The organism is Elizabethkingia sp. YR214 (assembly GCF_003058195.1).
Classification (GTDB): domain Bacteria; phylum Bacteroidota; class Bacteroidia; order Flavobacteriales; family Weeksellaceae; genus Elizabethkingia.
Map to the genome: position 1 here is coordinate 22583 of NZ_QBUH01000007.1, position 19164 is coordinate 41746.

20 protein-coding genes and 1 pseudogene are annotated in these 19164 nt (G+C 36.5%); 14 read left to right on the forward strand and 7 right to left on the reverse strand.

The features are described 5' to 3' along the window. The first annotated feature begins 46 nt into the window (after window positions 1-46). From C8J95_RS14375 to C8J95_RS14410, 8 genes are all read left to right on the forward strand, one after another. Window positions 47-1093 (forward strand): PASTA domain-containing protein, encoded by a 1047-nt coding sequence (locus C8J95_RS14375; protein ID WP_107809456.1) that lies wholly within the window; start codon window positions 47-49, stop codon window positions 1091-1093. Then, the gene (locus tag C8J95_RS14380) at window positions 1093-2154 is read left to right on the forward strand and encodes an RluA family pseudouridine synthase (RefSeq protein ID WP_107809457.1); all 1062 of its coding nucleotides are present in this window, start codon (window positions 1093-1095) and stop codon (window positions 2152-2154) included. The genes C8J95_RS14375 and C8J95_RS14380 overlap by 1 nt, the downstream gene beginning before the upstream one ends. Before the next feature lie 15 nt (window positions 2155-2169). Continuing rightward, window positions 2170-3288 (forward strand): radical SAM family heme chaperone HemW, encoded by a 1119-nt coding sequence (gene hemW, locus C8J95_RS14385; protein ID WP_107809458.1) that lies wholly within the window; start codon window positions 2170-2172, stop codon window positions 3286-3288. A gap of 100 nt (window positions 3289-3388) precedes the next feature. After that, window positions 3389-5266 (forward strand): alpha-L-fucosidase, encoded by a 1878-nt coding sequence (locus C8J95_RS14390; protein WP_107809459.1) that lies wholly within the window; start codon window positions 3389-3391, stop codon window positions 5264-5266. Window positions 5267-5324: 58 nt separating this feature from the next. After that, entirely contained in the window at window positions 5325-6158 is an 834-nt protein-coding gene (gene murI / locus C8J95_RS14395; RefSeq protein WP_107809460.1) for a glutamate racemase, read from the forward strand. Between the two features lie 199 nt (window positions 6159-6357). Beyond that, window positions 6358-6978, forward strand: a complete 621-nt coding sequence (locus C8J95_RS14400) for an NAD(P)H-dependent oxidoreductase (RefSeq protein ID WP_107809461.1) — start codon at window positions 6358-6360, stop codon at window positions 6976-6978. A 14-nt stretch (window positions 6979-6992) separates the two neighbouring features. Next, the gene (locus C8J95_RS14405) at window positions 6993-7877 is read left to right on the forward strand and encodes an NAD-dependent epimerase/dehydratase family protein (RefSeq protein WP_107809462.1); all 885 of its coding nucleotides are present in this window, start codon (window positions 6993-6995) and stop codon (window positions 7875-7877) included. Between the two features lie 6 nt (window positions 7878-7883). Then, window positions 7884-8174: a putative quinol monooxygenase gene (locus C8J95_RS14410; RefSeq protein WP_107809463.1), complete on the forward strand. Its 291-nt coding sequence runs from the start codon at window positions 7884-7886 to the stop codon at window positions 8172-8174. A gap of 71 nt (window positions 8175-8245) precedes the next feature. Here C8J95_RS14410 and C8J95_RS14415 read toward each other — a convergent pair whose 3' ends face one another. From C8J95_RS14415 to C8J95_RS14440, 6 genes and pseudogenes are all read right to left on the reverse strand, one after another. After that, window positions 8246-10609, reverse strand: coding sequence for a patatin-like phospholipase family protein (locus C8J95_RS14415; protein ID WP_107809464.1), 2364 nt, complete (start codon window positions 10607-10609; stop codon window positions 8246-8248). 82 nt (window positions 10610-10691) lie between these two features. Beyond that, window positions 10692-11252 (reverse strand): 16S rRNA (guanine(966)-N(2))-methyltransferase RsmD, encoded by a 561-nt coding sequence (rsmD, locus tag C8J95_RS14420; RefSeq protein ID WP_107809465.1) that lies wholly within the window; start codon window positions 11250-11252, stop codon window positions 10692-10694. A gap of 1 nt (window position 11253) precedes the next feature. Next, complete coding sequence (locus C8J95_RS14425) at window positions 11254-11973, reverse strand: DUF3822 family protein (protein ID WP_107809466.1); 720 nt, start codon at window positions 11971-11973, stop codon at window positions 11254-11256. Window positions 11974-12107: 134 nt separating this feature from the next. Then, window positions 12108-12281: pseudogene (locus tag C8J95_RS14430) on the reverse strand (winged helix-turn-helix transcriptional regulator); the annotation flags it as partial. Between the two features lie 16 nt (window positions 12282-12297). Beyond that, window positions 12298-12792, reverse strand: a complete 495-nt coding sequence (locus C8J95_RS14435) for a Smr/MutS family protein (RefSeq protein WP_107809468.1) — start codon at window positions 12790-12792, stop codon at window positions 12298-12300. Window positions 12793-12798: 6 nt separating this feature from the next. Next, a complete protein-coding gene (locus C8J95_RS14440; protein WP_107809469.1) occupies window positions 12799-13293 on the reverse strand; it encodes a metallophosphoesterase in 495 nt (164 codons plus the stop codon). Between the two features lie 35 nt (window positions 13294-13328). On the opposite strand from C8J95_RS14440, the gene truA reads away from it, so the two are divergent. From truA to rimM, 6 genes are all read left to right on the forward strand, one after another. Continuing rightward, window positions 13329-14102 carry a tRNA pseudouridine(38-40) synthase TruA gene (gene truA, locus C8J95_RS14445; protein ID WP_107809470.1) on the forward strand — a complete coding sequence of 258 codons (774 nt, stop codon included), beginning with the start codon at window positions 13329-13331 and terminating at the stop codon, window positions 14100-14102. Between the two features lie 12 nt (window positions 14103-14114). After that, window positions 14115-14462 carry a hypothetical protein gene (locus tag C8J95_RS14450; protein ID WP_078678107.1) on the forward strand — a complete coding sequence of 116 codons (348 nt, stop codon included), beginning with the start codon at window positions 14115-14117 and terminating at the stop codon, window positions 14460-14462. Between the two features lie 25 nt (window positions 14463-14487). Further along, window positions 14488-16260: an ABC transporter ATP-binding protein gene (locus tag C8J95_RS14455; protein WP_107809471.1), complete on the forward strand. Its 1773-nt coding sequence runs from the start codon at window positions 14488-14490 to the stop codon at window positions 16258-16260. A 49-nt stretch (window positions 16261-16309) separates the two neighbouring features. Continuing rightward, window positions 16310-16759 carry a GreA/GreB family elongation factor gene (locus tag C8J95_RS14460; protein WP_107809472.1) on the forward strand — a complete coding sequence of 150 codons (450 nt, stop codon included), beginning with the start codon at window positions 16310-16312 and terminating at the stop codon, window positions 16757-16759. A gap of 139 nt (window positions 16760-16898) precedes the next feature. Further along, window positions 16899-17471 carry a 30S ribosomal protein S16 gene (locus C8J95_RS14465; protein ID WP_107809473.1) on the forward strand — a complete coding sequence of 191 codons (573 nt, stop codon included), beginning with the start codon at window positions 16899-16901 and terminating at the stop codon, window positions 17469-17471. A gap of 15 nt (window positions 17472-17486) precedes the next feature. Beyond that, the gene (gene rimM / locus C8J95_RS14470; protein WP_059156612.1) at window positions 17487-18029 is read left to right on the forward strand and encodes a ribosome maturation factor RimM; all 543 of its coding nucleotides are present in this window, start codon (window positions 17487-17489) and stop codon (window positions 18027-18029) included. 165 nt (window positions 18030-18194) lie between these two features. Here the strand turns inward: rimM and C8J95_RS14475 are convergent, their stop codons facing one another. After that, window positions 18195-19130 (reverse strand): transcriptional regulator, encoded by a 936-nt coding sequence (locus C8J95_RS14475; protein WP_107809474.1) that lies wholly within the window; start codon window positions 19128-19130, stop codon window positions 18195-18197. Window positions 19131-19164 lie beyond the last annotated feature (34 nt).

Here is a 19164-nt window from a genome sequence, read left to right on the forward strand (position 1 = left end):
GCTGAATAATTTATATATTTGCGTTACTATTTTTAAGAATTGCCTTATGCTAAAATCACTTTTCAATTGGAAAGTATTACTTAATATCCTTTTAGCCATCGTTGTTTTCGTTGGTTTAGTCTGGTTAACTTTTCGCTGGTTAGATTTCCATACCAATCACGGTAAAGAAATTGAAGTGCCTAATGTTATCAACATGTCAGCACAAAAGGCCATCGAAGTATTGGATAATGCAGGGGTGGCTTATCAGTTAGACAGCCTTAAATTTGATCCTAAATTTAAACCATCTCAGGTATTAAAAGTAGATCCGTTGCCAGGTTCACGTGTGAAAGACGGAAGACCAATTAAAGTATATATAAATCCTAAAACCTGGGCTAAAGTTGTTATCCCGGAGGTTATAGATACGTATAAATACAGAGCTTTTGACAAACTTACTCTTGTAGGGTTAAAAGTTGGAGATACTTTGTATGAGCCAAGTATTGCTAAAGATGCTGTAATACGTTTAATGTACAACGGAGCACAGGTGAAGCCAGGTGATTTTGTACCTCGTTTCTCAGTTATAGATGTAGTAGTAGGTCAAGGGCCTAAAAGAAATGTACCAGTACCCAATATCGTAGGAAGAACATTACAAGAAGCTAAAGAAATCATTAAGCAGAATTATTTTGAAAGTGGTTTATTCTATGATGAATATGACCAGTCTGTGTCTGATCCTTCAATGATTGTATTCTATCAGAACCCTGCTGCCGGAAGTATTTCCGATCAGGGTGTACAGGTAGACCTGTGGGCAAGTAAGAAAACTCCGGCAGAAATGCATGCAAAGATTAATGAACTGGATAATATTTATCGCCATAATCTTATTCCGCAAGTAGACCCGGGAGATACTAATTTCGATGATTTTGATACTCCACCGCCGCCACGTCCGGTGAAACCAAAACCTGTGGAAAAACCAAAAACGGATGCGCCTAAGACAGTGGTACCTGAGAAAAAAGAAGTAACGGATAAAAAAACGGTTACGAAAACAGAGCAGAAGCCTAAGTCTGAAGAACATAAACCTGCTGATAAACCAAAAGAAAAGAAAAAGGTAATTATTGAATAATGACAGAAGAAGAAAATGAAGACCTTTTTGATGATGTTAATGATATAGAGATATCAGATGAAACCGGAGGTCTTTACGAGCATCTTAATTTAGTTGTCGATAAAAAGCAGGAACCCCTGCGTATAGATAAATATCTGCTGTTATTCAGACAGAATTCCACAAGAAATAAAATTTCGCAAACTTGTCGTGCCGGTAATGTAGTGGTTAACGGTATGTCTGTTAAACAAAACTACAGAGTAAAACCAGGCGATGAAATAAGCGTTCTGTTGGCACATCCACCAAGAGAGAACGTTATTATTCCTGAAAATATTCCGGTTAATATTATTTATGAAGATGATGATCTTGTTGTAGTAGACAAGGAGCCAGGAATGGTAGTGCATCCGGGATTTGGAAACTGGAGCGGAACTCTTGTCAATGCATTGGCATATCATTTTGAACAAAACGGAGATAAATCGGACTTGGACCGCGTAGGTCTTGTCCACCGTATAGATAAAGATACTTCCGGATTGTTGGTAATTGCTAAGAACGAATATGCACTAAGCTTTCTGGCAAAACAATTTTTCGACAGAACAACAAAACGTTTGTATTGGGCTTTTGTATGGGGTAATGTAGATGAAGATGAAGGTACGATCAAAGGACATATCGGAAGACATCTTAAAAACCGTATGCAGATGGCCGTGTATGAAGACGGCAGCCATGGAAAACATGCTGTAACCCATTACAAGGTATTGGAACGTTTCCGCTATATGACCTGGGTACAGTGTAAGCTGGAAACCGGGAGAACACATCAGATCAGAGCGCATTTTAAGCATATAGGACATACTTTGTTTAATGACGAACGTTATGAAGGACATACTATACTGAGAGGAATAAACCTTCCAAAATACAAACAGTTTGTTCAGAATATTTTCGAGGTTTTACCACGTCATGCTTTACATGCTCATACCTTAGGTTTTATACATCCGACGACTAAAAAAGAAATGTTCTTTGAAAGTCCTATGCCGGAAGATATGAGTACGGCAGTTGAAAAATGGCGAAATTATCTGTCCAACAACGGATAATTATATATACAGGCTATGCTTTATTTCCATATACCTTTCTGCAAACAAAAATGCAGTTATTGTAACTTTCATTTCTCAACTTCGCTAAATCTGAAGGATGATATGATGAAGGCTATTCATAAGGAAATAGATTCCAGACATCATGAACTTCCTGATAAGCATATTAAAACACTTTATCTTGGTGGAGGTACTCCTTCATTGCTTTCAGTTGATGAAATAAAAGCTTTACTGGATAAGAGTGCACAATATTATGATTTCGATTCTGAAATAGAAATTACTTTAGAAGCTAATCCCGATGATCTGAATGCTTCCTTTCTGAAGGAGCTTTCCAAAAGTGGTGTTAACAGACTAAGTATTGGAACACAATCTTTTTTTGAAGATGATCTGAAGCTTATGAATCGCGCGCATACTTCTGGGGAAGCAGAAGATTCTATTAAAAGAGCACAGGATGTTGGACTTGAGAATATAAGTATTGACCTTATTTATGGCTCGTCGTCCATGCCAATATGGAAAGAAAATCTCCGAAAAGCAATAGCATTACAGATACCGCATATTTCTTCCTATGCACTGACTGTTGAACCTAAGACTGCTCTTGCAAAATGGATAAAAGATAAAGTTGTGAAAGCTCCGAATGAAGAAGTTCAGAATGAAGAGTTTTACTACATGTCGGAGTTTCTAAAAGAATATGGATTCATTCATTACGAAATATCCAATTTTGCGAAAGAAGGTTTTTATTCCAAGCATAATTCTGCGTATTGGAAAGGACAGCCTTATTTAGGGTTTGGGCCTTCCGCCCACTCTTACAACGGCGGGAATATACGTTCTTGGAATATCGCTAATAATGCTTTGTACATAAAGGGTCTTGCTGAAAATACGAGAAACTTTGAAGAAGAACAGCTTTCTCCTAAAGACCAACTGAACGAACTGGTTATGATTGGACTTCGCACAATATGGGGAGTTGACATGGCTAAAATACATTCGACTTTTGAAAAAGATATTCAGGAAGAGTTCCTTTATCTTCTGAGTGCCAAGAAAGAAGAAGGATTGATTGTTGAAGATTCAGGTTACCTCAAAATTCCTGAGAAGCATTGGTTTTTAGCCGATGGTATTGCTTCCGATCTTTTTTTGGTATAGTTCAGGTTCCTGAATGTATTATTCTGACATTCAAAAATGTTCCTTATTTTTGAAGAAATAACCTTTGCTGCCAAAGGCTGCAAGAACTAAAAACTTTACCATGAAAAAAATAGTACATGTGGCTCTTTTAATGAGTGCACCTTTTCTCCTTGCTCAGGAGCTGAAACCTTACGGAGCTATTCCTTCGGAAAGGCAACTGAGATGGCATGAGATGGGAACCTATGCATTAATACATTTTACACCTACAACTTTTCAGAATAAAGAATGGGGATTCGGAGATGCTTCACCGGAAATTTTTAATCCCGCTTCATTCGATGCGAATCAGATTGCCAGAGCTGCTGCATCTGCCGGATTAAAAGGATTGATTACAGTAGCAAAACATCATGATGGTTTTTGTCTCTGGCCTACGAAAACAACATCTTATAGCATAGCCTCTTCTCCATGGAAAGGAGGAAAAGGAGATATGGTAAAGGATTTTATGCAGGCTTCTAAAAATGCACATCTCAAATTTGGTGTTTACCTGTCTGCGTGGGACCGAAATGATGTGAGGTATGGAACACCAGCCTATGCAGATGCTTACAGGGCACAACTAACAGAACTTATGACTAATTACGGACCATTGTTTACTTCGTGGCACGACGGAGCAAACGGAGGAGATGGTTACTATGGCGGACGTAATGAGAAGAGAACTATTGATCGTACTACATATTATCAATGGACAGAGAAAACCTGGCCTATAGTAAGAAAGCTGCAACCAGAGGCTGTTATATTTTCGGATATAGGGCCAGATATGAGATGGGTAGGGAATGAACATGGATATGCAGCAGAAACATCATGGGCAACATTTACGCCCATAGGATTAGACGGAAAGAAACCTGTGCCGGGAGCTGCGGTTTATACAAATGCAGGAACCGGAGACCGGAATGGTAAATACTGGATTCCTGCAGAGTGTGATGTACCTTTACGACCAGGATGGTTTTACCATAAAGATCAGGATGCTAAAGTAAAAACACCGGATCAGTTGTTTGATATTTATATGAAGTCTGTTGGGAGAGGGGCTGATATGAATTTGGGATTATCGCCTATGCCTTCAGGAACCCTTCATGATAATGATGTGAAATCCCTAAAGGCCTTTGGGGTAAAAATAGCAGAAACGTTTAAAACTAATTTTGCAGAACGGGCGAGTATTAAGGCATCTGATGTAAGAGGTCAAAATCTGAAAAAATTCGGGACACAGTTTATTCTGGACAAAGACCGCTATAGCTACTGGGCAACAAATGACGGCGTAACGCAGGCACAGCTGGATATTAAATTGACAAAACAGTCAACATTCGATATTATTCGTTTAAGAGAAAATATTAAACTGGGACAGCGTATAGACAGTGTGAGAATAGAAGGCTTGGTTAACGGAAAATGGGAAACATTGGGTAAAGCAACCAGTATTGGTGCAAACCGCCTGATAAAGTTGGATAAACCAGTTAGCCTTACAGATCTCAGGGTTCATATTTATGCACCTGTAGCAATTACACTAAGTGACTTCGGATTGTATAAAGAATATAAAGAGGCTTTTTCATTTGATCATATAACAGAAGCTAAAAAGATAAAGATTCCTACCGGAATGGCCAGAATAGATCAGGTTATTCTGAATGAAAACTCCAATACATTTGTATCAATTCCAAAGAGCGAGTCTCTGATTTTTAATATTGACGGCCGGAATATTACAGGTTTAGGATATTTACCTAGACAGGATGGTAAAACTGATGGTATGATTACGAAATATGCTGTTTATACCAGTGATGGTAATTCACGTTGGAAATTACTGAAAGAGGGAGAATTTTCTAATATAAAAGCCAATCCTGTGTGGACGAGAATAAATTTTGATAAACCGGTTACGGCCAAGTTGATAAAACTCGTTCCAAAAGAGCTTACGGAGGGTCAGCAGTCTACGGTTGCCGGAGTTGAATTTTATGAAGAATAATCGGTACGAAATCTTAATTAAACCTTCTAATTTTTGTAACTTGCAGGCCCAATTTTAGATGAAAACTTTGAATAAAGTAAATATACAGGGACTTTCTCCAAACCAGCCAATAGGTGTCTTCGACTCCGGGGTAGGTGGGCTTACTGTGGCTAAAGAAATTAAAAGGCTGCTTCCGAATGAAGATTTGATCTATTTCGGAGATACTAAACACCTTCCTTATGGTGAAAAATCGAAGGAAGCTATCGTAGAATATTCTACCAAAATTACCAACTTTTTGCTGGAGCAAAATTGTAAAGCTATTGTTATAGCCTGTAATACTGCAACGGCTAATGCACTGAAAGAAGTCTTAGAGCTTGTGGCGGGCAGAGTTCCGGTGATTGATGTGATTAATCCTGTAGCAGAAAAAGTAGCATATGAAATCCATACCAATGTAGGTGTTATTGCTACAAAAGCAACGGTTAATTCGGGACTTTACCGAAAGAGTATCAGAAAGCACAATAAATTTATCAAAGTAGATGAACTGGCAACTCCGTTACTGGTTCCTGCAATAGAAGAAGGTTTCAAAAATCATCCTATTACTCATGCTATTATCTATAATTACCTGAGTAATAATAAGCTGAAAAATATAGAGACACTTATACTGGGATGTACCCACTATCCTTTGCTGCTGGACGAAATCAAGCAATACTACGGAAACAGAGTAAGGGTTATCGACTCTCCGAATATAGTTGCTAATCAGCTGAAAATAATTCTGGATAAATATCATTTGCTTAATGAGCAAAATCATATACCTTCTTATCATTTTTATTTATCAGATATTACTAAGAATTTCGAGAAAATTTCAAGAAAGTTCTTTGGAAATAAAATAAGCCTCGAATTAAAAGTGTTATAACATAGATCTTTAAAAAAAATAATAAAAAGCCGGAAGAATTGTCTTTCGGCTTTCTCATTTTTAAATATGTGTCATTCTAATCTTAAAAGTTTTATTATTTTAAATGTATTATAATTATGATACAAGGTTATAAATTAAATTATTTTTATAATTGATTTTTCTGTCAGAAATTTGTAACATCAAAAAAAAACAGTTAGAAATGGAAAATATTTTTATCATCAACGGAGGACAGACTTTTGCACATTCAGGCGGCGCTTTTAATAAATCAATTACAGGATGGACAAAAGAAGTTTTAGAAAAAGAAGGCTTTAAAGTAAGGGTAAGTAATGTTAACGATGAGTTTGATCCTATGGATGAGGCTGAAAACTTTAAATGGGCAGATGTTATCGTTTATCATTTTCCGGTTTGGTGGTTCCAGGTACCCAACAGACTGAAATTTTATATAGATGAGGTATTTACTGCCGGACATAAAAATGGTATTTATGAAAGTGACGGTCGCTCCCGTACAAATCCGCAAATTAATTACGGAACCGGAGGGCTAATGCATGGGAAAAAATATTTTGTAACTTCCAGCTGGAACGCGCCAGATACAGCGTTTACAATGGAGGGAGAGTTCTTCCAACAGAAATCTGTTGATGAAGGTGTTTTATTTGGCTTCCACAGAATGAATGCTTTTGCCGGACTGGCACATATAGGCAGCTTCCATTTCCACGATATGGAAAAGAATGCTACTCTGGAAAGGGTGGAAATGTATGAAACCCTTTATAAAGAATATGTACAGAATGTTTTCGCAAAAGAAAAATGTATTCTTCAGAACTAATAATTACTTAACCAATGAAAAAAGTTCTTATAACAGGAATAACAGGGTATATAGGCGGTTCAGTTGCTAAATTACTTCTGGCTAAAGAGTATGAGATTTATGGTTTGGTAAGAAAAAAAGAGGATGTAGCCAAAGTTGAACAGTTTGGAGTTAAAGCTATTGTAGGAAATATTAATGACTATAAATTGTTGTGCGATATATGTAGAGGTGTGGATATAGTTGTTCATACAGCCGAGTCAGCCGATGATGCTTATGCTGCAACTAATTTTTTGAAAATATTGGAAGAAACCAGAAAGACATTTATTTTCACTTCGGGATCTGCTATTCTGGGAGGAAAAGAAAACGGAGAAGCACCAAATTTCCAGTTTACAGAAGATATTCCGCTATCTCCGAGATTAGAAATGTCATTGCGTGTCAATATTAACCAGACAATATTACAGGCAGCACAAAAGAATATAAGAAGTATTGTTATTGTACCTACAATGGTTTACGGTGAGGGGACAGGGTTGAAAAAGGAAAGCATACAAATCCCGGCTCTTGTAAAATTTTCAATAGAAAAAGGAAAAGGTATTTATATAGAAAAGGGGGAAAACATCTGGTCTAATTTGCATATTGAAGATCTTGCTGAATTATACGTATTGGCATTAGAGAAGGCAAAGGCGGGTGCTCTTTATTATGCGGAGAATGGAGCTTCTTCTCTCAAGGAAATTGCAAATACGATCTCAGAAAAGTATAAACTTGAGCGTGCAGAAAGCATTTCTATATATGAGGCTGTTCAATATTTTGGAGAAGCCGGAGCTTATTTTGGTTTTGCTTCTAATAGTTATTGTAATTCAGATAAAGCAAAGGCTGAACTAGGATGGCAGCCAAAGTTTAACAATATTCATGAATATATTTAAAAAAATATGAAAATCTATTTAACTGCTATACTAAAAGCTAAGGAAGGTAAAAAAGAAGAACTGTTGGTACTTCTTCAGGATATGGTAAAAAATACAAGAAAAGAAGCAGCTTGTATTAAATACGATCTGCAGCAAGGAAGAGATGATGGGAACTTATTTATTTTCCATGAAATATGGGAAAATACAGAGGGTTTGGAGCAGCATAATAAACAGGAGTATATTAAAGCTTTTGTATCCAAGGCCGATGAGTTGTTGGAAGAACCAGCACAAATATATCTGGCAAATTTAATTTCGTAACCTATTATAAACAGATTTCTGATAAAAAAGAGGTTTCCGTTATAATGGAAACCTCTTTTTATTAAGTAGTACTAGAATTTAAATCCTATACTGAAATATACTCTCCAGAGATTTAGAAAATCATTTTTAGAAATATTGACATTGATAGGACCTAAAATTGATTCATATCCCAGATTTAGTCCGTATCCTATTATATTAATATTATCATTGAACGGAGAAAGCCGGTCACTAAATGCACCATAATTAAAAGAAGGTGTAAGGTATAACTTTTTCATAATCCTGTATTGCAATGATAATCCTGCTTTTGCTACAGAAGTCAGGGGTAATTCTTTCTGACGGAATCCGTTGAACTCAGGAGTCATCATGTCATAATTATATTCGCTGCCACCAAGGTTATATTTTTGGTTTAGAAACAAGTATGGAAATAGATCTTTTTCTTTGCCAAAACTTGCCCCCAAGAAGACATTCACTTTAGCTGTAAGTCTTTTGGTAATAGGCTGAGCATAATTCTCATTTAAAGTAAATGAAATCAAATTTTGAGGTTTATAATAGAATGGTGTTTTAGGATCTAGTATTAAATTTAACTCAGGCTGAACTTTTGCCAGATCATACAAATCATACTGATCTCCATAGTAAAATCTTGTACTTACCTGTAGGTGATTTCCTCTGGTGGAATAATATCTTTTATTCAGGTTATTTTGTTCAAGCTTCAGGAATGTATTAAAGTTACTATGGCTGTATAGCTTTTTGCTATAGTTATTTACTTTTGACTGATCTATCTTATCCAGAAAGCGGTTCATTCGCTCCGCACTAAACTCGGTTCCGAAAGAGATAAAAGCATTTGGATGAATATTATAATTTATTGCAATCTTCCCGGTAATGTTTCTGTACATGTAGTTCGGAAATCTTATATTTTCGTCATCGCTTTCTGTGTCAAGAAGTCTGAACGTTAGGTCGTTACTTCGGAGGTATACCATCTTTCCTTCCAAATTTAGCCACCAGCGGTGTCCATTATCTAAAAATTTTTGATAATCTATTCTCGCCTTAAAACGTTCCGCAGCATCTACAGTTACTAACAATCTGGATTTACTGAAAACAAAATTCCGGTAAGTATAATTAACGATAATTCCTACAGACTGCTCATTATCATAATGCAGAGCCAGTTTGAAAGCTCCCTTTTTAGCCCTTTTTACAAAGATATTCATTGTAAGACCGTCGCCTGTATTGGTGTAAGTATAATACACTTTTTCGTACTGTCGCATTCCGAATATACGGTCTATTGCCTCATTTACCGTTTTAGCATCGTAATAGTTACCCTCTTTCAGTTCCATCTGTTTGCGGATAGTTTCTATTTCATTTGTATCTGTAATCGGAGTTTCGTCTTCTTCACTATATGTAAACTGTGTGGTCGGCATTTTCACTTCCTCAATCATTTTGTGATCATATTTTATACCGAGCTTTTGCTGGGCCTCAGCTAATGCCACAAATTCTGATAAATGCTTTTTAGCTTCTTTTTCTCCGATTTTTATAATCTCGTCATACTTCGCAAAATCCTTAGTTGTTATATCTCCCAATGGCTTTACAAAGTCAACCATAATATTGGATAATGCTTGCTGATGTTTGAAGTCTTCTACCGAACGGATAGCATGTGTCTGGTAGATCATCTTCATAGGATTTTCAATCTCTTTCTTTGTAAAAAGCCTAAACCCGGTATAGCCGCCAACGACAAAATCGGCTCCCATTTCCCGTACTTCATTTGCAGGAAAATTTCTGTCCAATCCGCCATCTACTAAAAGCTTTCCATCGATGTAAACCGGAGCAAATGCTGCAGGGATAGCCAGTGTAGAGCGGATTGCTAAGGGTAGAGAACCTTTTTTCTGCATAACCAGTCCGCCATTTTCAATATCAGAAGAAGTAAGTTCAACCGGAATTCTTAGTTTACTGAAGTCATTGATATGTTTCGCATTAAAGGTAAGTGTGTTTAGAACCTCTCCCATATACTGACCTTCAATATAGGAGCTGGGAAGGGTGGGGAAGCCTTTTACAACCGGAAACTCCAGAATGTATTTGTCATACTCGTCCTTCTCACTGATATTAATTTTATTGTACGGGATTTTATTGCTCAGGATTCTGTTCCAGTGTACTTTGTAAACCGTCTCTTTTAGCTGATCCGCGTTATACCCCATAGCGTATAGACCTCCAAGGATACCACCCATACTGGTACCGGTTATATAATCTATTTTAATCCCTAATGAATCTATCATCTTCAGAATTCCCAGATGTGCAAAACCTTTTGCTCCGCCACCACTAAGGGCCAAACCGAATTTGGTGTCTTTGGTTATGTTTCGCAGTGCTGTGTTCAGAGAATCCGTCTTTTGCTGCGCCTGTACAGTGTAAGATAAAACTATTATAAAAAGTAATAGCAGTTTTTTCATATAGTGGTTTGTTTGTGTTCCACAAATTTATAAAAAAGCTCCATCCGGATTTTCGGATGGAGCGAAATATAAATAATAATTATTAATCTGTTTTTTTTGCGAAAAAGCTGAAACTCACATTTCCATATTTTCGGGTTTCCTGCAGATTTGGATGTTCAAATTTTTGCCTAGATTGGTGTTCCAAAATAAAAACTCCGTTTTCCGCAAGTATATTCTTATTCAGTACAAGATCTATTAATTCATCGTACTTGGCTTTGTCCATATCAAATGGTGGATCTGCAAAAACCAGATTGTATAATTTACCATGGTTTCTTTCTTTTTTTAACCAGTCGAATACATCACCACGACTAAGATTTACCTGAGACTCAAAACCTAATTCTTTTGCTGTAGAGTTAATAAATCCACAATGCTTAGGGTTAAGGTCTACAGAGGTAATGTCTTTTGTGTCGCGGGAAGCAAATTCTAATGAGATAGAACCTATTCCTGCAAAAAGATCCAATACGGATAAATATTCGATGTCGAAGCGGTGTTCAATAATACTGAATAGTGCTTCTTTTGCAAAATCTGTTGTTGGGCGAACTTCAAAGTTCTTCGGAGCGGCAATTTTTTTACCCTTCCACTTCCCCGATATAATTCTGTACATTTTATTGAAGGATAAAGTTGTGTTTGTTTTTAATGCTTTTCTCTACAATTTTTACCTGATGGGCAAACTTCTGTAATTCGCTAAGGAAGGTTTCATTTTCGTCAATCTCTCCATAAACAAGGAACTGAAGATTCTTAAGGTCAAAGTTTAGTTTAGAAACAGCAAACATGATAAAGTAGAGAAAGTCTACCTCGGAATTAGCATCCAGATTATTGTAAAGCAAAATCTTTCCGTCTTTCATGGCAAAAAATTCTGCCTGATTATGGTAAAGATTAATGTGTATTTGTTCACCACTGGTTTTGGTAAGAGTCTGGCTCAGAAATTTCTCTCCAGAAAAATTAAAAACTGCAGGAATATTAGAAGACTTTATTTTCTGATAAAATTCCTTTGGCATGGTATAATAAAACTGGATGTGAAATTTTTTGTTAATCGCCAGCATTAATTCTTCATTAGCTTCATCTACCGGAGCATTATAAGAAATAAGTTGGTAGCCCAACTGGTGCTGGTCGAAACCAAAAGGTAACATACTGAAATGATTAAGCGCAGAGACTACCTCAATTTTTTTGAGATTCCCTTGTTTTAATACTTCTGTAAGTTTATCGGAAATATAACCTTCAGGCGTTTCTTCATCTTTGAAAAAAGTTCTCTCAGTGTATGAAGAGCCCTTGCCTATGGTCCATTGTAAACCGTCTTTTGTGAAAAGTAGAGATAATTTCTGCATGTTTTTCAGCCTAATGTGCAAATTTAAGTATTTTAGTTGGCAGTTGAAAATTATCACCTTAGGTGTGGATAATAATCTCTATTAAATCCTAATAAACCTGATGAAGGTAAATGATGAAATATAATGTAAAGAGGTTATATATTATCGATGAATTCACCTTTCTTATCAACGATCTGATTGCCCCAACTTGTTATAGCATCTAATACCGGAATAAAGGTACTTCCAAAATTGGTTAATTTATAAATAACTTTTATTGGTGGCTTCTTGCCATAAACTTTTCTTGAGATTAGTCCGTCTTTTTCCAGTTGTAAATTTAGCGTCATTTTATTTCAGGATCACGGTAATTGTACCGGACTGGTGTTTGAAGAAGGTCCCATCTTCATACTCCAGGCCTGTTTCTCCGCGAAGAACATCCAAAACCATCGACTGTAATATGCCATCGCCAATGCCATGGATCACATCTAACCTTTTGATGTGATGTTTTCTGCAAAAATTAATGGTTTCCTGCAGACGCTGCTTCTGAATGAAAAGTCGTTCCCAAGAATCGTAATCGGACGGATTGTTGACCAATTGATCAAAATGAAGATCCAAAACTAAAGCTGGAATTTTATTCTTTTTAGAAATATTTTTTTTGGGTTCCGGTTTTACTGTAACAGGCTGCAAATTATATAAGTCCGCTTCTGCCGGAACAATTTCAGATGATGGGTAAGTATGCTCGAAACCATATTCATCTTCTATGGTGATGAGGTTTTTGTGAATTTTGATAATCTTTCCTTTCAAATTATCATTCAGTACCGAAACTTTATCTCCTGCCTTCATTGTTATTTATTTTGCCCCCAATTCGATAACTTCCAGATCCTTTATCTCGCTCCCGTCAATTGCAAAACGAAGCATCGTACGTACCTTATGCCAGCCAACTTTACCACAAGCACCCGGATTAAGATGAAGAATATTTTTTTCCTTATCCATCATAACTTTTAAAATATGGGAATGTCCCGATATAAATATTTTAGGTATTTGTTTGTTAATCTCAGCTTTTGCTAAAGGTGAATACCGTCCGGGATATCCGCCGATATGGATCATTAATACTTCTACTCCCTCACACCGAAAACGTAAAACTTCCGGAAATTCTTTTCTTATTTCGGTTCCGTCTATATTTCCACATACTCCTTTTAAAGGTTTTATTTTTTGTAAAGCCTCTATTACACCTGTGTTTCCGAAGTCGCCTGCATGCCATATTTCATCTGCCTGTTCGGCATAAGACAGGATGCGGTCGTCCATATAAGAATGAGTGTCGGAAAGTAATAATATTTTTTTCATAAAGAGAACTTTCAGTTGCGATAGAGTTCGTATTTTTGCATATCGAAAATCTAGACAAAAATACAAACAAATTACGCTATTTCATTGCTTTTTCCTATAATGGCGCGTCCTTCTTCGGGTTTCAAATACAACCCAACGAAATTAGTGTCCAGGAAACTTTAGAAAAAGCATTGAGTACATTGCTGCGTGAAGACATTAAAATAACAGGTGCCGGAAGAACGGATACCGGAGTTCATGCTAAAAAAATGTATGCACATTTTGAAACCAGTAGTATACCAGGAGATCAGCTGGTACATAAGCTAAACAGCTTTTTGCCGCCAAGTATTGCGGTTCAGGAAGTATTTCAGGTTTCTAAAGATCTGCATGCGAGATTCAGTGCGTTATACAGAACTTATGAATATTATATTTCGCTGAAAAAGAATCCGTTTACAGAAAACTCTGCATGGCAGCTTTGGCGGAAAAGTCTGGATGTAGATGCGATGAATAAAGCCTGTGAAATTTTGTTTCAGTATAAAGATTTTACAAGTTTTGCAAAACTGCATACCGATAACAAAACTAATTTCTGCGAAATTAAGAAAGCGGTATGGGAGCAACATGGAGAAGAGCTGGTTTTGACTATTTCGGCTGATCGTTTTTTACGGAATATGGTTCGTGCAATAGTGGGAACGATGGTAGAAGTAGGTACCGGAAAAATAAAGCCGGAAGATATCCATGATATAATTGAAAAGAAAAACCGGAATGCCGCCGGAACATCGGCTCCTGCCCATGGATTGTATCTGGTGGATGTAGGTTATAACTTTGATAATTAAGCAGAGGAATATATGCTGGGAATTTTATTTTTGATCTTTATTTACCGGTATTATGCGAACTTGGCAAAACGATATGCTAAGGTTAAATGGCATTATGGGTTACTGGGAAGTATTATTTTTATGGCAGTACAAATGACAGTCGGAGGTTTGTATGGTTTTTATCTGGCTATTGCAGAACCTGGTGAGCTGGAGGATGAAAGTACTGTTGTAGGAATTACACCACTTAACCTGATTGGCTGGTCAATTGCCGGAGGAGCGGTGTGGGGAGTTCATAAAATACTTGAACACAAACTGATCAGTGAAAGACAAACACAGCCTTCTATAGATATAGATCTTATAGGAAAGAAAGAAACTGAATAATATAGCCTTTGTTGAGGTAGAAAATATGAAAAAATTAAGCACTGGAAATATAATTGCCAGACTCTTTAAAATCGGAATGAGCTTCCGGGGTTGGTTTATTTCCGCATTTATTATATCTGTTGTTCTGGCTTTAGTAGGAACATATCGACCTATACTAACCAAAGATGTTGTGGATAATGACATTATTAAGGAGAAGAATTTCGACTTACTAATGCATGATGTTTATCTCCTGATAGGTTTGGTAGCTGCAGAAACAATCCTGAACTTCGGTTTGGTATATCTGTCCAATTACATTTCGCAAAATGTAATCCGTGATATCCGGGAGAGATTGTATCGTAAACTTATTTATTTCAAAACTTCATTCTTTGATAAAACAGCTATTGGTAATCTGGTAACCCGTGCTGTAGGGGATGTGGAAACAATTGCTACTGTATATACTGACGGATTCCTGATGGTTTTTGGAGATGTATTGCGTGTAGTGCTGGTATTAGTAGCCATGTTTAACGTAAACGTTCAGCTCAGCTTCATTGCATTGGCCATTTTACCAATTATGTTATTGGTTACAAGATTTTTCCAGAAAAGGTTGAAGAAAGCCTTTGGAGACGAAAGAACCTGGACTGCTACTCAGAATAGTTTTGTACAGGAAAGACTTGCAGGTATGTCTTTGATACAGGTCTTCAACCGTCAGAAAGCTGAATTTGAGAAATTCGATGATATTAACCAACAATTGAAAGGTGCACTTTTGCGAACCGTTTTCTTTTTCTCTTTATTCTTCCCGGTAGTAGAGCTTATCTCTTCTGTATCTATAGGACTTATTCTATTCTATGCAGGTTATAATGCGCTAACAAATAGTGATGCCAGCCCAGGAGATGTTATTGCATTTATTCAGTTTATCAGTATGCTGATTCGTCCGTTGCGTCAGATCGCAGACAGATTCAATAATATTCAGAGAGGTTTAGTTGGTGCAGAACGTGTACTCGGCATTATGGATGAGGACAATGCAATGCCTAACAACGGAACTGTAATAAAAGAAAAAGTTGAAGGGAAAATCGAATTCCAGAAAGTACATTTCGCTTATGATGAGAAACAGGAAGTATTAAAGGGAATCAGTCTGAAAGTAGAACCAGGACAATCGGTTGCTATTGTTGGAGCTACGGGTGCCGGAAAATCTACTATTATTACCCTTATTACAAGATTTTATGATATTAATTCCGGGAAAATATTACTGGACGATATAGATCTTAGGGATTATGAACTTCATCATCTGCGCAGCCATATTGGTGTTGTACTGCAGGATGTATTTTTATTCCACGGTTCTATTTACGAGAACCTTACATTAGGTGAAGATATTCCACTGGAAAGAATAAAACAGGCTGCACAGGAAATTGAAGTAGACGAATTTATCGAAAGACTTCCGGGCGGGTATGATTATGTTGTAAGCGAAAGAGGTTCTTCTATTTCATTAGGACAGCGTCAGCTATTATCATTCCTAAGAGCTTATTTAACAAATCCAAGTATTTTGATTCTGGATGAGGCTACATCTTCTATAGACCATGAATCTGAAAAACTAATTCAGAAGGCAACGGAAAAAATTACAAAAAACAGAACTTCTATCATTATAGCGCACAGACTTTCCACCATTGTAAATGCAGATAAGATTATTGTAATGGATCAGGGTAAAATTGTAGAAGAAGGCAAACATGAAGAACTTTTGCAAAGAGATAGCTATTATGCTACACTTTATAAGGCGCAGTTGCACAGAGATGCAGATGATGAGGATGTAAAATTAGAAGCATAATATAGGGATCATTTTAGGAAATTGTTATCTTTAAGAAAGAATTGGACCTATGAAGAAGACGATTTACGATAAAAAGGATATCCGGAATTATGTAAAAAGCGTTATCGCTGATAAAATCCAAACACTGGAGAAATTTGTGTATTTTACAAAAGAAGCCAGTAAAGACATTAAAAAGACTCCTAAATACGATAGTGTACGGGAAGAGGCACATGAAGAAATCTATCAGATGCAGAAACAGCTGGCAGAACTTCATAAGTTGCAAAACGGAATGGCCCGTGTGCTGAATTCCGAAATGTCCGTTATTCAGTTAGGATCATTAGTGATTACCAATAAAGCCCGTTTTTATATTTCCGTTTCGTTGGGGGAATTTTTCTTTGAAGGAGACAGAATGTACGCAATCTCTGAAGAGAGCCCTATGGCAAAAATGATGATTGGAAAGAAGGTTGGTGACGAGTTTGTTCTCAACCGGATTCATCAAAAGATTGAAGAAATATTTTAAAGTTTGAAATTCTAAATTTAGACGTAGAAGGAGATCCCTGAATGCAGTTCTTTATTTTTTTTGTCTTGTATTTTGAATATTTTTTCTATCTTTGCAGCTTAAAATTAACCGGGACGAGTTCCCTCAAAATTAATTATTTATGTCAGTAAAAATTAGATTACAAAGACACGGTAAAAAAGGAAAACCTTTTTTCCACATTGTTGTAGCAGATTCAAGAGCTAGAAGAGATGGTAGATTCATCGAGAGACTAGGATCTTACAACCCAATCACTAACCCTGCAACTATCGACTTAAATGTTGATGCTGCTGTAAAGTGGTTAAACAACGGTGCTCAGCCAACTGACACTGCAAGAGCTATTCTTTCTTACAAAGGTGCTCTTTACAAAAAACACCTTCAAGGTGGTGTAGCTAAAGGAGCATTTGACGAAGCTGAAGCTGAAAAAAGATTCAACGCTTGGTTAGAAGCTAAAGAAACTAAAGTACAAGGTAAAGTAGATGGTTTATCTCAAGCTAAGGCTGACGCTAAGAAAGCTGCTTTAGAAGCTGAAGCTAAAGTAAACGAAGCTAGAGTAGCTGCTGTTGCTCAAGCTGAGGCTGACGCTAAAGCTGCTGAGGAAGCTGCTAACGCACCTGTTGCTGAAGAAGTAGTTGCTGAAGAGACAACTGAAGAAACTCCAGCTGCTGATGCTTCTGAAGAAAATGCTGAAGCTTAATACAAAATTTGCCTGATGCGTAAAGAAGAATGTTATTTTCTTGGTAGAATTACCCGCAGACATGGCCTTTCGGGCAACGTAATCCTGAAAATGGATACCGATCAACCCGAATTTTACAGTAAAATGGAATCAATGTTCATTGAAATCAATGGACTATTGGTTCCGTTTTTTGTTGATAAGCTGTCATGGAGTAAAGGTGATTCTTTAAATATCCTGTTTAAAAACTCTAACGAAGCTTTGGTAGATCAGGTAATCGGAAAGGAGGTATACCAACCCCTTTCTTCCCTGCCAAAACTATCCGGGAAACAATTCTATTACCACGAAATTGTTGGTTACGAGATTAAAGATACCGAAGGGAAATCTTATGGTCTTATCCGTTCTGTGAATGATCAGACGGCACAACACTATTTCATTTTGGTACTTAATGATAAAGAAGTTGTAGTTCCTATAATTAAAGACTGGATTATTGCTCTGGATCGAGAAGAAAAAGTTATGACAATGCAGTTGCCGGAAGGGCTTCTGGATGTGTTTACCACTTCTTCAAAGAAAGATGAGTAATTATAAGATATGATCGGAAGAAATTTTCGGTCATTTTTTTTGCTATTTCCTCAACTATAAAAGAAACAAAAATAAGCGATTAATCCTTGTTAAGGTTTTCTATTTTTTACTAAAATTGATATTCCGGATAAAATTTTTTGATAAGGATTGAGAATCATCAAGAGTCTATTTCAACTTAATTATTTCCTTCAATTTTTCTATTTTTTCCAGCATCAAATTAAAGAATGCTTTTCGATCTCTATTACCAGATGTATTCAGTGATTTTGAATTTTTAATCTGATGTTCAAAATAACTTAATGTTTCCGCACAGACTGCAGGATCATTCATCATAATATAGCCAAACATATTGAACGGAAGAAAGTAAGAACTTTGTTTTCCGTTTTTAAAAAGAATACTGTTATTCAGAATAACCAGATCGTTTACATAGATCTGAAAGTTGGGATTATGTAATGTTTTTTGTTCCAGGTTTGTAATCAGTTCCTGTAATTCTTCCAGAATTTGTAAGACAGTTGTGGTATTCAGCATTCTGATTTCATGATAAAAAGAGACTTGCTGAAGGATACTGTTAATGGTTGTCTCATTCCATATTTCAGTAACATCTTGCTGTTCATAGAATTCTTTCAGAGCTTCATTTTTACCAGAATGGTGTTGCAGACTGAATTCATTGAAAGGGCTTAGAAATTTATCCTGATTCAGCAGATTCATCCAGACATAAAACTTAAATTTTGATAGTATAGAATCTGAAATTGTATAAAAAAACGGGATGTCTTTTGCGGAATAGTATACCTGTGAGTTATTATTTTCCTGAAAGATATGAAGTATCTTGAGTGAGTTCTCAAAATAACTTAGTAAATCGTTAGTTGTTTTTATCGGTTGAGTACGTTTTACGACCATTTGATTTTCTGCACCCAGAAACTGATCCAGAGAAATCTGGTAATGTTTTGCCAGCTCAAGTGCTTCTTCAAAACTAAATTTTGCTTTTGATGAGGATCTTCTGTGTGCAGCATCATAGCTAATATTGAGAATGTTAGCGATTTCATCATTCAGCGATTTTTCACCAATCTTTTTACGGATTTCTTTCAGTAAATATTCCTGATACATAATTTGCGTTTTTCACAAATGTATAATTTTTATT

Coding starts and splice junctions, on each gene's coding strand:
- rimM (WP_059156612.1), top strand. CDS start 17,487: ATGCGTAAAGAAGAATGTTATTTTCTTGGTAGAATTACCCGCAGACAT.
- C8J95_RS14435 (WP_107809468.1), bottom strand. CDS start 12,792: ATGAAGGCAGGAGATAAAGTTTCGGTACTGAATGATAATTTGAAAGGA.
- C8J95_RS14410 (WP_107809463.1), top strand. CDS start 7,884: ATGAAAATCTATTTAACTGCTATACTAAAAGCTAAGGAAGGTAAAAAA.
- C8J95_RS14450 (WP_078678107.1), top strand. CDS start 14,115: ATGCTGGGAATTTTATTTTTGATCTTTATTTACCGGTATTATGCGAAC.
- C8J95_RS14405 (WP_107809462.1), top strand. CDS start 6,993: ATGAAAAAAGTTCTTATAACAGGAATAACAGGGTATATAGGCGGTTCA.
- C8J95_RS14425 (WP_107809466.1), bottom strand. CDS start 11,973: ATGCAGAAATTATCTCTACTTTTCACAAAAGACGGTTTACAATGGACC.
- C8J95_RS14465 (WP_107809473.1), top strand. CDS start 16,899: ATGTCAGTAAAAATTAGATTACAAAGACACGGTAAAAAAGGAAAACCT.
- hemW (WP_107809458.1), top strand. CDS start 2,170: ATGCTTTATTTCCATATACCTTTCTGCAAACAAAAATGCAGTTATTGT.
- C8J95_RS14475 (WP_107809474.1), bottom strand. CDS start 19,130: ATGTATCAGGAATATTTACTGAAAGAAATCCGTAAAAAGATTGGTGAA.
- C8J95_RS14380 (WP_107809457.1), top strand. CDS start 1,093: ATGACAGAAGAAGAAAATGAAGACCTTTTTGATGATGTTAATGATATA.
- C8J95_RS14460 (WP_107809472.1), top strand. CDS start 16,310: ATGAAGAAGACGATTTACGATAAAAAGGATATCCGGAATTATGTAAAA.
- C8J95_RS14415 (WP_107809464.1), bottom strand. CDS start 10,609: ATGAAAAAACTGCTATTACTTTTTATAATAGTTTTATCTTACACTGTA.
- C8J95_RS14400 (WP_107809461.1), top strand. CDS start 6,358: ATGGAAAATATTTTTATCATCAACGGAGGACAGACTTTTGCACATTCA.
- C8J95_RS14390 (WP_107809459.1), top strand. CDS start 3,389: ATGAAAAAAATAGTACATGTGGCTCTTTTAATGAGTGCACCTTTTCTC.
- C8J95_RS14375 (WP_107809456.1), top strand. CDS start 47: ATGCTAAAATCACTTTTCAATTGGAAAGTATTACTTAATATCCTTTTA.
- C8J95_RS14440 (WP_107809469.1), bottom strand. CDS start 13,293: ATGAAAAAAATATTATTACTTTCCGACACTCATTCTTATATGGACGAC.
- rsmD (WP_107809465.1), bottom strand. CDS start 11,252: ATGTACAGAATTATATCGGGGAAGTGGAAGGGTAAAAAAATTGCCGCT.
- C8J95_RS14455 (WP_107809471.1), top strand. CDS start 14,488: ATGAAAAAATTAAGCACTGGAAATATAATTGCCAGACTCTTTAAAATC.
- murI (WP_107809460.1), top strand. CDS start 5,325: ATGAAAACTTTGAATAAAGTAAATATACAGGGACTTTCTCCAAACCAG.